Origin of the sequence: Anaerococcus sp. Marseille-P3915 (assembly GCF_900258475.1) — a bacterium.
Lineage (GTDB): Bacteria > Bacillota > Clostridia > Tissierellales > Peptoniphilaceae > Anaerococcus > Anaerococcus kampingae.
In genome coordinates this window covers 263,419-277,137 of the sequence record NZ_LT984887.1, presented here as the reverse complement: position 1 = coordinate 277,137, position 13,719 = coordinate 263,419, and the positions used below count along the sequence as shown (strand labels likewise).

16 protein-coding genes and 2 tRNA genes are annotated in these 13,719 nt (G+C 33.0%); all 18 read right to left on the bottom strand.

Going from position 1 to position 13,719, the window contains the following annotated elements:
• Positions 1–37: 37 nt before the first annotated feature.
• Positions 38–3,550 carry a chromosome segregation protein SMC gene (gene smc / locus C8269_RS01330; RefSeq protein WP_106460061.1) on the bottom strand — a complete coding sequence of 1,171 codons (3,513 nt, stop codon included), beginning with the start codon at positions 3,548–3,550 and terminating at the stop codon, positions 38–40.
• Positions 3,546–4,631: an elongator complex protein 3 gene (locus C8269_RS01325; protein ID WP_234025816.1), complete on the bottom strand. Its 1,086-nt coding sequence runs from the start codon at positions 4,629–4,631 to the stop codon at positions 3,546–3,548. The genes smc and C8269_RS01325 overlap by 5 nt, the downstream gene beginning before the upstream one ends.
• A complete protein-coding gene (rnc, locus tag C8269_RS01320) occupies positions 4,609–5,322 on the bottom strand; it encodes a ribonuclease III (protein ID WP_106460059.1) in 714 nt (237 codons plus the stop codon). Before rnc ends, C8269_RS01325 begins: the two co-directional genes overlap by 23 nt.
• Positions 5,322–5,546, bottom strand: a complete 225-nt coding sequence (locus C8269_RS01315; RefSeq protein WP_106460058.1) for a phosphopantetheine-binding protein — start codon at positions 5,544–5,546, stop codon at positions 5,322–5,324. Before C8269_RS01315 ends, rnc begins: the two co-directional genes overlap by 1 nt.
• Positions 5,539–6,516, bottom strand: a complete 978-nt coding sequence (plsX, locus tag C8269_RS01310; RefSeq protein ID WP_106460057.1) for a phosphate acyltransferase PlsX — start codon at positions 6,514–6,516, stop codon at positions 5,539–5,541. The genes C8269_RS01315 and plsX overlap by 8 nt, the downstream gene beginning before the upstream one ends.
• 109 nt (positions 6,517–6,625) lie before the next feature.
• Positions 6,626–6,805, bottom strand: a complete 180-nt coding sequence (gene rpmF / locus C8269_RS01305; RefSeq protein WP_106460056.1) for a 50S ribosomal protein L32 — start codon at positions 6,803–6,805, stop codon at positions 6,626–6,628.
• A 64-nt stretch (positions 6,806–6,869) separates the two neighbouring features.
• Positions 6,870–8,063, bottom strand: a complete 1,194-nt coding sequence (locus C8269_RS01300; protein WP_106460055.1) for an acetate/propionate family kinase — start codon at positions 8,061–8,063, stop codon at positions 6,870–6,872.
• A gap of 62 nt (positions 8,064–8,125) precedes the next feature.
• Positions 8,126–8,506, bottom strand: a complete 381-nt coding sequence (locus C8269_RS01295; protein WP_106460054.1) for a hypothetical protein — start codon at positions 8,504–8,506, stop codon at positions 8,126–8,128.
• Positions 8,503–8,973 carry a prepilin-type N-terminal cleavage/methylation domain-containing protein gene (locus C8269_RS01290; protein ID WP_106460053.1) on the bottom strand — a complete coding sequence of 157 codons (471 nt, stop codon included), beginning with the start codon at positions 8,971–8,973 and terminating at the stop codon, positions 8,503–8,505. Before C8269_RS01290 ends, C8269_RS01295 begins: the two co-directional genes overlap by 4 nt.
• Positions 8,957–9,319 (bottom strand): type II secretion system protein, encoded by a 363-nt coding sequence (locus C8269_RS01285; protein ID WP_106460052.1) that lies wholly within the window; start codon positions 9,317–9,319, stop codon positions 8,957–8,959. Before C8269_RS01285 ends, C8269_RS01290 begins: the two co-directional genes overlap by 17 nt.
• Positions 9,309–9,746, bottom strand: coding sequence for a type II secretion system protein (locus C8269_RS01280; protein WP_106460051.1), 438 nt, complete (start codon positions 9,744–9,746; stop codon positions 9,309–9,311). Before C8269_RS01280 ends, C8269_RS01285 begins: the two co-directional genes overlap by 11 nt.
• 4 nt (positions 9,747–9,750) lie before the next feature.
• On the bottom strand, positions 9,751–10,452 hold the full coding sequence (locus C8269_RS01275) for a prepilin peptidase (RefSeq protein WP_106460050.1): 702 nt from the start codon (positions 10,450–10,452) through the stop codon (positions 9,751–9,753).
• 5 nt (positions 10,453–10,457) lie between these two features.
• Complete coding sequence (locus C8269_RS11105; protein WP_106460049.1) at positions 10,458–10,829, bottom strand: prepilin-type N-terminal cleavage/methylation domain-containing protein; 372 nt, start codon at positions 10,827–10,829, stop codon at positions 10,458–10,460.
• Position 10,830: 1 nt separating this feature from the next.
• Positions 10,831–11,925, bottom strand: a complete 1,095-nt coding sequence (locus tag C8269_RS01265; protein WP_106460048.1) for a type II secretion system F family protein — start codon at positions 11,923–11,925, stop codon at positions 10,831–10,833.
• Complete coding sequence (frr, locus tag C8269_RS01260) at positions 11,926–12,486, bottom strand: ribosome recycling factor (protein ID WP_106460047.1); 561 nt, start codon at positions 12,484–12,486, stop codon at positions 11,926–11,928.
• Position 12,487: 1 nt separating this feature from the next.
• Positions 12,488–13,201, bottom strand: coding sequence for a UMP kinase (gene pyrH, locus C8269_RS01255; RefSeq protein ID WP_106460046.1), 714 nt, complete (start codon positions 13,199–13,201; stop codon positions 12,488–12,490).
• 191 nt (positions 13,202–13,392) lie between these two features.
• A tRNA-Leu gene (locus C8269_RS01250) sits at positions 13,393–13,478 on the bottom strand.
• A gap of 1 nt (position 13,479) precedes the next feature.
• Positions 13,480–13,556: transfer RNA gene (locus C8269_RS01245), tRNA-His, on the bottom strand.
• Positions 13,557–13,719 lie beyond the last annotated feature (163 nt).

Genomic DNA, 13,719 nt, shown 5'->3' with positions numbered 1-13,719 from the left:
CTTTATCCTTTATATTTTACTGGTTTTAGGCTAATTTTCAATTATCCTTAAAGGCTATAGAGTATAGCTTGCTTATACCCTGATCATCGATTGTTACACCGTGAATTTTTTCTGCAAGCTGCATGGTTGTTTGTCTATGGGTTATCATTATAAATTGGGTCTTATCAGATAGGCTTTTTAGGTATTCTATATATCTTTTTATGTTTGATTCATCAAGGGCCGCATCAATTTCATCTAAGATAGAAAATGGGGCTGGATTTTGTTCAAATATTGCAAAAAGTAAGGCTACTGCAGTAAGAGCCTTCTCCCCACCTGATAGAAGTGAGATTGATTTTAAGGACTTTGATGGTGGTTTCGCTTCAATTTCAACACCAGCTGTAAGGAAGTCCTGGCTGTCTAAGATTAGCCTTGCATCTCCTCCCATGAAGAGGATTTTGAAGATTTTGGTGAAGTTCTCATTAATTATAGCGAAGTTTTTTGAAAATTCTTCCTTCATTTCCTTTTCTAGGGCTAGGATCATTTTTTCTATATCTTCTTTAGCATTTTTCAAATCTTTTATCTGAACTTCGACAAAATCAAGCTCTTTGGCAACATTATCGAAGTCTTCAAGAGCTGTAGGAGTAAAATATCCAATCTCATTTATCCTTTTTTGTAAATCTATGAGGTCATTTTTCTTTACCTCAAACTTTTGGCAATCCTTGTATTTTTCCCACAAGTCCTTTATAGAAATGCTTATAAATGGTGATATTTCATCTTCTAATTGACTGTAAGACTCATTTAAATTTTCTAATTTATAGGAAAGCTTTACCTTTTCGAGGTTTTCCTTGTTAAGGTCTTCTTCAATTTTAGTATTTTGGTCAATAAATTTTGAGTTTTCTGACTCGCAAGCTTCAATATCTTGACCTAAGACTTTTATTTTTTCTTTAAGATTATCGAATTCTTTTACGTATAGGTCAATCGAAGCTATAAGTTTATCATTTTTTAATAAGGATTCTTCAAGGTCCTTATTTAAATTTTTGGCAAGTTTTTCTTGGATTTTGATATTTTCTTTTATATCTGCAAGTTTTTCCTCAATATTTGCCCTGGCATTATCAGCTAAGACCTTATCACGTTTACTTATCTCCAGCTTATTTGTAAGAGCTGATATTTCATCTCTTACCCTATCAAATTCCTTATTTTTCGCTCCTAGCCTAGATTCATTTTCAGATATGCCTTGACTGAGTCTATCAAAATCATTTCTTAAAGAGCCTATGTCCATATTATTTATAGGTTTTTCATAGTCAAGATCAGAATCATTTAAGCTTTCCTTATGATTTATCAAAGATTCTATTCTTAGGCTTATCCTTGATATTTCATCACTTATTTCTTTAATTTTTTCTTCTCTTAGGTCGTAGGCTTCTTTTTCTTTAAGAAGTCTTTCTCTTTTTTCGTTAATTTCGGAATCTAGTTTACTTAAGACTTCTTCCAATTCCTGTCTTCTCTCATCTGATTTTTGTAAATTAAGGCTTAAATCCTTTAGTTTTTTCTTTCGATTTAAAAGATTTACATTTGACCTCTTATTTTTATCAGATCCTGCTACCATTGATCCCCAGTTATTAATAATATCTAGGTTAAGACTTATTATCCTATAGCCCTTAATCTTTCTTGATAGGTTAATTGCAGCATCAATGTCTTTTACAACAACGGTAGAACCTAGGAAATGGTTAATTACCCCAGATAATTTCTCATCATAGGCCACGAGCTCGTAGGCCATATCTATAACTTCTGGAAAATTTGGCCTTTCTTTTCTATATGAATTGATTGAATCTATAGGCAGAAAGGTAATCCTTCCAAGCTTTTCCCTATTTATAAAGTTAATAAGCTCTCTAGTATCTTCTTTTGACCTTGTGACAATATTTTGTAGGCCAGCTCCCATTAGGTTATCAATTATTTCCTCATAGCCAATTTTAACTGAGATTAGATTGGCAAGAGTGTCTACGTAAAAACCTGCCATAGCGCTTTCTTTGGTCTTTTTGAGGAAGTCTTGGATTTGATAAAAGTATCCCTGGTTTTTATCAAGGCTATCTTTTTCTATCCTCATATCAGCCATTAATGACTTAATTTCTAGCTTCAAATTGTTTAATTCATTTAAAGTTTCCTTATACTTTTCATCCGCATTTTTTATATCATCTGCTAGATTGGTTATGGCCATTTCTTGGTCATTTTTTTCTTTAAGTAAGGCTTCTTGATTTTCTTTGCTTGAATCAAGCTTTTGACTTAAATCTAAAATTTCCTTATCTAGGGCCTCTAATCTTTGTTTTTTCTCAGCCAAATCTTTTTGTCTTTTTTGATCAATAATAGCCCTGGATTTTTCAAAGACTTCATAATCTAAGATTTGTTCTTTTATCTCTTCCGCATTAGACCTTTGACTATCTAAGATAATATTTAATTCTGATATCTCTTTTTCTAAAGATATTTTTAAATCTTTAGCCTTTCCCAAATCATTTTCTAAGGATGATATCTTTTCGGCAATTTCTCTTAGTTCCTTATTTTTTAGGTCAAAGGATTTATTTTCACTTATTAAAGAATCCTTTAAATTTTCTAGATCTTCTTCTATCCTAGCCTTATCTCTAAGGTCGTAATCCTTTTTTTGGATATTTAGGTCAAGATTCGCCTTAGAGCGTTCGATGTTTTTCTCATAAGTCTCTGCTTCTGCCTTGGACCCATCTAGGTCTTCTCTTAAAGTCTCATATTTTTTCTTAAAAGGTCCAAGTTTTTCTAAAATTTCAGAATGACTTGATTCTAGGCTTGCTAATTTATTTTCGCTTTCCTTAAGTTTTAAATTTATCTCATCCCTTTTTTTAATCAAATCGTAGGATTTATTTTTAAGGTAGAAGTAAGCTTTTTTGTTAATATCTTCGCTTAATTCTTTATGGGCTAGGTAATTATCCTTGTAGGCCTTAAGAAGGTCATAATCCTTTTTCTTATATTCTAATTCCTTTTCGATTATCTCTAGGTCTTCGCTTACAGCTTTTAATTTCTTATCAGCTTCTTCTCTTCTGTACTTGTGTTTTGAAATTCCGGCAGCTTCCTCAAAAATCGCCCTCCTATCAGCAGGAGTTGACATAATTATTTCATCAATCCTACCCTGGCCAATTATTGAGTAGCCTTCTTTTCCTACTCCAGTGTCGAAAAATAATTCTCTAATGTCCTTAAGCCTGCACCTTTTGCCATTTATCTTGTATTCATTTTCCCCAGAACGATAAATTCTCCTGGTGATGCTCACCTTATCATAGGCAAGGTCTAGCCTTTTATCCTCGTTAGAGAAATTAAGACAGACTTCTGCTATGTTCATCGCATTTTTTGCACCTTGAAAGATTACATCCTTCATATTTGAACCACGGAGGCTCTTTATAGATTGCTCTCCCAAGACCCATCTTATAGCATCAGAAATATTAGATTTGCCAGATCCATTAGGTCCAACTACAGCAGTAATTTGACTATCAAATTCAATTTTTGTTTTATTTGCAAAGGATTTAAAACCCTTTAGTTCTATACTTTCTAGTCTAATTTAAATCACCACCGTATTTTTCTTCTACATAATCATCGATAAATTTATCTATATCTAAGTCGTATTTTTTCCCACAAGAAATAATATAAGATGAATCGCTTGATTTAAATTTAAGCTTAACCTTATATTTTTGATAAAAGTAATTCTTGTTTGATTTTTTATTGCCTGCAATTATTGAAATATCCCTATCATTTGTAAAAATTTCTAGGTCATCCTTTAAATCTAATTCTTTAATGAGCTTTTCTAAATATAACCTATAGATATAGGATTCTACTTCTTGCCTTAGGGCCGGATGGAAGGGTCCTGCTACTACATCTGCTCCTTCATTGATATTTTCTGTAGGCTGAAGGCCAATTCTAATGACATTAATATTTCTATATTCATAAATCATTAGGACTTCTGCAGATATTTTTATAGCCTCTTCTAAGCTTAAAGGCTTATAAAGACCTGCCTGGTAGAGTTTTTCAAGCTTGGTGTCCTTGATTACTAAGGTTGGATAAATCCTAGCTATATCTGGGCCAATCTTTGCTGATTTTAGAGCTGTTGTAATTATTTTCTCCCTAGAATCCTTATATAAGCCTGGCATTATTTGATGGCCAAGCTTAAATCCAAATTCTTTTATTAGCTTACTTGCTTTCTCGCTATCGCTTACCTTATGGCCCCTTTCGTTTGAATCTAGTACTTCTTGATCAAAGGATTGGATTCCTAGTTCTATGGTATCGACTTCATAAGATTTTAAGATTTCCAGAATGGAATTATTTATATAATCAGGTCTAGTTGAAAGTCTGATTCTATCAATAATTCCCTTCTTTTTGTAGGCCCTTGCTATTTTTAAGTATGAAATAATTGTATCAAGGGGAAGTCCTGTAAAAGATCCTCCATAGAAGGCTATTTCCTTGCTTGTTTGCTTATCTTTAAAATATTTTAGGTAGTCTTCTATTTGCCTTACAATACTTGACTCATCTGCCTTATCTTTGTAATTTGTAATCTTTACCTGGTTACAAAAGGCACAATCGTGAGGGCAGCCCATAAATGGAATAAAGATTGGTATTATTTGATTAGACATTTTTGATACGCTCATAGGCAAGTTTTGCTGCCATCTGCTCGGCTGTTTTTTTATTCTTGCCAATTCCTTCTGCTAGGGCCTTGCCATTTAACCTAACTTCCATAGTAAAAGTCTTATCATGCTCAGGGCCTTCTTCTTTTATAAGTTCATAGGTCAAATTTTTCTTGTTCTTGGCATTATAATACTCTTGCAGACGGGTCTTATAGTCTAAAAATAATGAATCATCATTTATTATCTCTAATACTTCATCCTTATAATTTTTGTATAAAAATTTGCACAAGTCATCATAGGAAGAATCTAGGTAAATTGCAGCACAAGTAGCCTCAAAGGTATCAGCCTTGACATGCTTTTTAAGCTTGCCCCCTTGTTTTTTCTCTCCCATTCCAAATCTTAAATATTTAGTTAAACCAAATTTTTCGCTTGCCTTGGCAAAGGAATCTGTGCAGACTATTCTTGACCTTGTTCTTGTTAGCCAACCTTCAGGCTTTTGTGTGTAGTGTTTGAATAAATACTCGCTTACTACCATGTCTAGGATGGTATCACCTAAAAATTCTAGCCTTTCGTTTGACTTAATGTTTCCTCTTGCTTCATTTGTGAAAGAAGAATGAGTTAAGGCTACATCTATCAATGCCTTGTCATTGAATGTGTAGCCTATATTTTTCTCAAATTCTTCTATTTTTTCTAGTCTATCTTTTGACAAAGACATTAGTTTTTACTTTCTATAAGGCTTACTATATCTGCTAAGCTTTCAATTTCATCAAGTTCTTCTTCGGAAAACTCAATCTCAAACTCTTCTTCAACAAGCATTATAAAGTCTACAAGGTCGATTGAATCAATGTCTAAGTCAGAAATCTTGCTTTCAAAATCGATATTTGCTACATCAATATCTAAGTTTTCTTCTGCTAATTTTGTTAATTGTTCTCTAATCATTTAATTCTCCTTGAATTTTATTAATTACATCCATGTTTATATATTTAATTAGGCCTTTGATGGCATTTGATATGGCTATTTCATTTGCATTACCATGTGCCTTATATACATAGGATTTTACCCCTAATAAAGGAGCTCCTCCAACTTTTTGGGCACTGAATTTGCCTAAGGATTCTTTAAGGTCATTTTTTATAGTGAGGGCTGCCATTTTATTCTTAAATGACTTATAAAATACTCCCTTAAGCTCGCCCTTAAGGAGGTCTATGACTCCTTCTGCAGTCTTTATAGCTACGTTTCCTGCAAAACCATCAGCAAGAAGTACATTGACCTTGCCTGTAAATAGGTCTCTTGCCTCGATGTTACCTACAAAGTTGATGTCTCTTTCTTCTAAGAGCTTGTAGGTTTCTTTGGTAAGCTTGTTGCCCTTATGGCTTTCAACCCCTACATTTAAAAGGCCTATCTTAGGATTTTCAACTCCTAGTACATTTTGTAAAAATATCTTACCCATAATAGCAAATTCTTCAAGATAAGCTGGCTTGCAGTCCATATTTGCACCTGTATCCATGAGCATACATATCTCACCTGTGCTTGGCAGACTCGCTGCTAGGGATGGCCTATCTACACCTTCTATTCTCTTTGAAATAAAGATGCCACCTGCGAGGAGGGCACCAGTGGAACCAGCTGATAAGAGTCCGTCATAGCCTTCTTCCTTTAATTTATTATAGGCTAAGACTATTGATGCATCTTTCTTCCTTCTAATAGCCCTTACAGGCTCTTCATCATTTGATATAAATTCATCTGTATGGACTATCTCGTAATCTTTGATCCTTCCATTTATGATTTCTTTTAATTGACTTTCCTTTCCTACAAATACAGGAATAAAGTCCTCATCCTTTAGTGCAAGTATGGCACCTTCTACTAAGACCCTAGCGCCTTCATCTGCACCATAGGTATCTATAACAATTTTCATTTAATCCTCTTTATCTACAATAATTTATACATATTATACTTTTCTTACAAACTTAGGCTATCTTTAGGTAATAAAAAAGATAGTGCAAAAACACTATCTCTTTTAAAAATTAATTTTCTTCAACTACTGCTACGCCTTTGTACTCTCCACAGGATGGGCAAACTCTGTGTGGTAGCTTCATTTCGTGGCAATTTGGGCACTCAACATAGTTTGATCTGTTCAAAGTATAAGCTGAGGCTCTTCTTTTATTTTTTCTTGTTTTTGATGTTCTTCTTTTTGGTACTGCCATCTATGACACCTCCTCTTATCAGTTTTAGCAATCCTTTATATTATATAAGCTAAAACTTAGCTTGTCAAGCTTCTACGAGAGATTTTGTATCTCTTGCTATCATTAATTCTTCGTTTGTAGCTATTACCATAACCTTAACTTTAGAATCATCTGTAGAAACTACATGGCAACCACCGCGTACATTATTCTTTTCTTTATCTATTTTAATACCAAATAATTCAAAGCCTTCCATGATATCTTCTCTCATAGAAATTGAGTTTTCTCCGATACCACCTGTAAATACTATAGCATCACAAGCGCCTACTTCTGCCATATAGCCTGCTATATATCTTTTTACTCTTGTAGCAAACATTTCTAGGGCAGCTTTGGCTCTTTCATTGCCTTCATTTGCAGCATTTTCTAGGTCTCTAAAGTCTGATGATACACCTGATACTCCTAGAACACCTGATTTTTTATTTAGGACATTTTCCATTTCTTCTGGAGAAAGATTTTCTTTTTTCATAATGTAAGTTACAGCAGCTGGATCTATATCACCAGATCTTGTACCCATTACAAGTCCTTCAAGTGGAGTAAGTCCCATTGATGTATCAAATGATTTACCATTTTTAACAGCACAAATTGATGAACCATTACCAAGGTGGGCTGAAATGATATTTAAATCATTTACATCTTTGCCAAGTACTTCTGCTGCTTTATTAGTAATAAAGTTGTGGCTTGTGCCGTGGAATCCGTATTTTCTTATAGCTTCTTCTTCGTAATATTTGTAGTCTATACCATATAAATAAGTTTTTGCAGGCATTGTTTGGTGGAAAGCTGTATCAAATACTGCTACGTTTTTAACGTTTGGAAGTAATTTTTCACAAGCTTCAAGTCCCATTAGGTTAGCTGGGTTATGAAGTGGTGCAAATTTTGTATATTCTTCTATAGCATCTCTTACTTCTTTATCTATTAAGGCAGATTTAGTGATTTTTTCTCCACCGTGTACAAATCTGTGGCCTACAGCATCTATTTCTGAAAGGTCTGCTATGACACCGTTGTCTTTATCAACTAAAGCATCAAATACATGAGCAACAGCTTCAGTGTGATCTTTCATAGCTTCTTCTATTATATATTCGTCATCACCCTTTTCTTGGATAAGTTTTGAACCTTCGATACCAATTCTTTCTACTAGGCCTTTTACCATTACTTCTTCATTTTCCATGTTGAATAATTGATATTTTAGTGATGAAGAACCACAATTAATTACTAATACTTTCATTTTTCCTCCAATATTTTTCTTCTATTTACCTACATTATACCTTAAATGTTACTTTAGCAATATTAATAAATTCGCTTATTTATAAGAATGAATTTATTATTTTCGTCGTATTTGTATTTTATTTGAGCTTTGCTTATTGTATTTTTGTACTTTGCTTTTAAATTTATCTGTAGGTTACATTCCTCCTTAGCTTGGTAGATTTCAATGTCAGATTTTAAATATAGAACTTCCTTTATAAAATTTGGGTCAAGGTTTTTATCAAGACTTAATTCCTCTATAAGAACATTCACAAAACTTTCTGCATCAAATAAGCTTTGTTTTTTATCGCTAATATCATTTGATAATTCTGTATCCACTTCATTTTGTCCTGCTATAAAGCTGACGCTAAGGGAAAGTAATAATAATATTATGAGCACATATATACTAATAAAGGCTTTTTTCATAGCTTATCTCCCACATCAATGGCTGTTTCAAAGTTGAAATTGCCTCTTAAACTTCTTATATAAACCCTAATTAGCTTACTATCCTCATCCAATACTAATTTTATATCTTTAATTTTAGCTATATTATTATCTCTGCCAGAAGCATCTGTTGACAGGTTATCTCTATTAATTTTTAGAAATTTATTGTCACGATAAAAATAGCATTTTGAATCTTTACCATCCCTATTAGTCTTATAAAAATAAAAATTACACACTTCATTATCCCTAGTTTCAATCTTTTTTGACATTCTGATATTAGTATCAACATAAAGCATGGCGGTACATGCTTCCTTATACTCGGCCTCTCTAGTAATGGATGATGAAAGAATATTGAAGTTTACCTTGAAAAAAGATGATAAAATAACGACTAGGATTGAGATTATAGCAAGGCTTATTATCAATTCTAAAAGACTAAAGGCTTTCTTCATCTCTAACCTCTATTACTTCTAAGCTATCATTTTCAAAAGATGCCTTTACTTTTATGTATCTATCTGACTTAAGTCCTGAGTTTTTATAAGGACCTATTGAGATTTTTATCTTATAATCTCCAATTTGGACTTCATTTTCTAGCTTATCTACATTCTTATTTTTCCTTGCCATATCCTTACCAAGCTCAAGTCCTGCTTGAAGGGCAAATGTGACTTGGGCCTTATCTTTTATTTTCTCTGAGATTTGCATATTATTCCTAGCTGAAGGAAATACAAATAAGGCTATAAGACTTAAAATCATAAGTGATACAATTATTTCTATTAGGCTAAAGGCTTTACTTTTCATTTAAATATCCTGTCAGTGCGCTTATAGTAAACTTTCTAATTTTTTTGCTTTTATTGTTTATAAATACCAACTCGTATGTCCCGTTATTAACGGTACTCGCATAGCCATCTGGTTTAAATTCAACTGCAGTATCTGAATAGGCGTAGCTTATATGTTTAAAGGCCTTGGATTTTGGATCGTTTATAGTGGTCTCATCACTATGAGTAGTATTCAGATAATAAAAATCTTTCCTTAAATCAAGATAATATGGAATACCTATAGCCATGGCTTTTTTTCTTGCCAAGTTATAATCATTAATAAAATTTTCCACCTCAATATCAGCCGCCCTATCTTCGATAAGAGATATTTTCATCATCGGAATGGCAATGACTATACTAATTATTGCAAGTACTATTATCAATTCTAATAAGGTAAAGGCTTTTTTCATAGTTTCATCCTAAAATTAACACAAGAGCAAAAGCAAGCAAAATTGATGGACATAGGGCAATCTCTCCCTTTAGGCTTTTTATCTTTATGGATTTTATAATAGCAAAAATCGCCCCTATCCATAAAGATATTAAGATAAATTTAATTATTATGCTAGTATCTAAAAATAAAAATAAGCCCAGGTAATAAAACAAATCTCCATCACCTAAGCCTCCCTTTGACAAATATCTAATTAATAAAAACACCATAACAAATATAAGAGAAATCTTAAAAAATTCAAAATCATATTTAATATATATTAGCCTATATAGAAAACCAAGACCAATTAGGACGTAGCAATCTATATCATATATCTCCATATAGGAATAGTCTGTTAAGGCTATCAGAAGGCTTGTGACAAGGCCTAGGCCAAGAATAAGTGCTCTTGTACCTCCATAAATATTAAAGGCAAATATAAAGGCTAGGCCGCCTAGAATTTCTATTAAAAGGGTATCGATAGAAATCTTGTCCTTACAAAACCTGCATCTACCCCTTAAGATTATAAAAGAAATTATCGGAACTAGGTCAAAGGTCCTTATCCTTTTACCGCAAGATTCACAGAAGCTTGGCGGACTAATGATTGACATGCCAAGCCTCCTGCGAGCCATCAAGGCGGATATGAAGGAGCCTAAGCATGCTCCTAAAGCAAAGATTAGTATGTTTTCCATATTTTCTATTGTATAGGATATACTTTTTCTTTACCAAATTTAATGGTAAGATTCCCATCAGTATATTCAACCGAATACTCAGAGGATTTATTTAAACCTTGAGGTGGTTCAGGCCATTTATCAATATATGTTAGAGCGTCACCCTTGTTAGTTTTAGTCCATGTGAAATCTCTAGACTTACCACCTTCACTAGAATCAAGTTCCCTTAACTCTGCGGCCGATTTCAGCATCTCTATATTAGCCTTATGAGCAGTTTCTGCTGCTTTTATCTTAGACTTGTTATATCTAGGAATAGCTATTGCAGCCAAAATTCCTAGTATAGCTATTACAATTATTAATTCAATTAATGTGAATCCCTTTTTCTTCTTATTTCTCATCTTATACTCCAATATTTACTGCATCAAACATAGGAAGCGCAACCGCTATAACAACTATAAAAACAATTATACTCATTATAATAATTAGAACTGGCTCAGCAAGCCTTGCAAGTCTTTTGGTTCTGAATATATACTCACTTGCAAAATAATCCTTTGATCTTTTTAAAATATCATCAAGTTTGCCAGTCTTTTCACCAATCATAAACATAGATAATAAAAGAGGTGAGAAAAGATCAGCTCTCATCAAGGCTTGGGCCTGGCCTAAGCCCCTATCAATATCACTTCTAATTTGAGAAAAAACTTCTTTAAGGTAAGAATTAGAAAATGAATCTCCAATAATTTCAAAAGATAAAATTGGATCAATTCCCCCAGTTCTTAATATGTAAAATAGAGAAGTTAATTGATATTCAAGATTCAATCTCCTTATCTTAGAAAAAATTCCATATTTAAATACAAATTTATCCATTTTTATTTTTTTAGTTTTATCTGTCCTAAAAAACAAAACAATAAAGATAAGTAAGCATAGAATCAAAATAATGAAAATGAAATTATTTGATAAAAAGCCTGAAAATTCTATTAAAAATCTAGTAATAAATGGCAGCTTCATATCAGCTCCATCAAAAACGCTCACAAAAGTAGGCATGACATATTCTAAAATGAGTCCCACCATTAAGATAGTCACAACTAGGACTATAACGGGATAAGCCAAGGCTTCCTTTATGCTTTCTCTATTTTTACTATCTTCGTATATAAATTCTGATAAATCATCAAGAATTGAAGAAAGTCTGCCAGTCTTATCTGATGACTTAACTGAAGCAATTACAATAGGTGTAAAGTATTTTTCTGCCATAAGGAAAGATTCGTAAGGACTTTTGCCTAGATTTAGATTTTTAATTACAATATCTAAAGCTATATTTAATCTCTTATCGAGATTTTGAGTCTTGATCACCTTCAAACTATCAAAAAGTGATATACCTGAATTTAATAACAAGGATAATTGCTTTAAAAATAAGAACATAAGCCTAGGAGAAATTTTCCTAGGGCTTATGTCCTTATTCAATAGGTCCTTTATTTTATTTAAATTGACTCTTTTCACCTATACGTTCATCAACTCTTGGTTTTTCTTCTTTGCGATATCTTCGATTGACTTAATATATTTATCTGTGATTTTTTGAATTTCATCTTCTAGAGTGTACCTATCATCTTCAGTTACATCTCCAACCTTTTCGCTCTTTTTGATTTCATCCATAGAGTCACGTCTTTTATTTCTTATAGCAATTTTTGCATCTTCTGCATATGCATCAACTTCTTTGGTATATTCTTTTCTTCTTTCTTCTGTAAGAGCAGGGAAAGGTAATCTAATAATTTCACCATCATTTTGTGGTGTTATACCAATATTTGACTTTAAAATCGCCTTTTCGATTGGGGCAATATTAGTCTTATCCCATGGTTTTATAACAAGAAGTCTAGCTTCTGGGATTGAAACTGTTGCGGCTTGGTTGATTGGAGTGTCTGTGCCGTAATAAGAAAATGTAATTCCATCTAGAACAGCTTCAGTTGCTCTACCAGCCTTAATAGTTGAAATTCTTCTTTCAAAAGAATCTACTCCTGCTTTCATGCCCTTCTCGGCATCTTGTCTTATTTGCTCATATAGCATATTAAAAACTCTCCTTTACTCTTGTACCTAAATCTTCATCTTCAAATACTTTGACCATGTTTGATGGGTCATCTATATTAAATACTATAAGTGGCATATCATTATCCATACACAAAGATGTAGCAGTTGTATCCATAATCTTAAGCTGTCTTTGTAGGATCTCCTTATAGGTAAGCTTATCAAATTTAACAGCATCATCATAGACATTTGGATCCTTATCATAGATGCCATCAGTACCAGTTTTACCTAAAAGAATAACATCAGCACCAATCTCTAGTGCCCTAAGGCTTGCTGTAGTGTCTGTTGAAAAATATGGGAGACCAGTACCAGCAGAGAAAATTACAATTCTGCCTTTCTCAAGGTGTCTGATAGCCCTTCTTCTTATATAAGGTTCTGCAACCTCAGTCATAGAAATAGCAGTCATAAGCCTAGTATCAAGGCCCATCTCTTCTAGAGTACCTTGAATTCTTAGTCCATTCATAACAGTGCCAAGCATGCCGATATTATCAGAGCTTGCCCTGTCGATATTTGTGCCAGACCTACCCCTCCAGAAATTACCTCCGCCAACAACAATGGCAACCTCAATTCCTCTTAGGGATAAAGTCTTAATATTAGTACAAATGTTATCAATAACTTCATCATCAAAGCCAAAACCAGCCTTGCCAGATAAAGCTTCTCCACTTAACTTTAATACAATTCTTTTAAAATCTTGCAAAATATTCCTCCTAGCTTATATAAAGTATAAACTATTTTAGCAAAAATTAAAAGAGCAAAAACGATTTTTTGCAAAATATTTGAAAATAAGTTTATATGTATATTTTATCATAAATATAATAAAAAGTCATCTTTTATTAGTAAATTAAAATATGGGTACAAAAAAAGACGTTATTTCTAACGTCTGAAGCTTGGTGCGGGATAAAGGAGTCGAACCTTCACGAGAAATTCTCACTAGATCCTAAGTCTAGCGCGTCTGCCAATTCCGCCAATCCCGCATGGGGTGAGTAGTGAGATTCGAACTCACGCTCTCCTGGGCCACAACCAGGTGTCGTAACCAACTGGACCATACCCACCACGCTAAGTTGTTCTCTACTAATGTCTCACTGACTATTACAGTATACAACTTTTTATTTACTTTGTCAAATGTTTTTTTAAGATTTTTATTTAATCTTTATCTCATAAGCTCTAAAGCTTTCTTACTGACAAATAATATAATACCACGTTTTTAAAAATAAT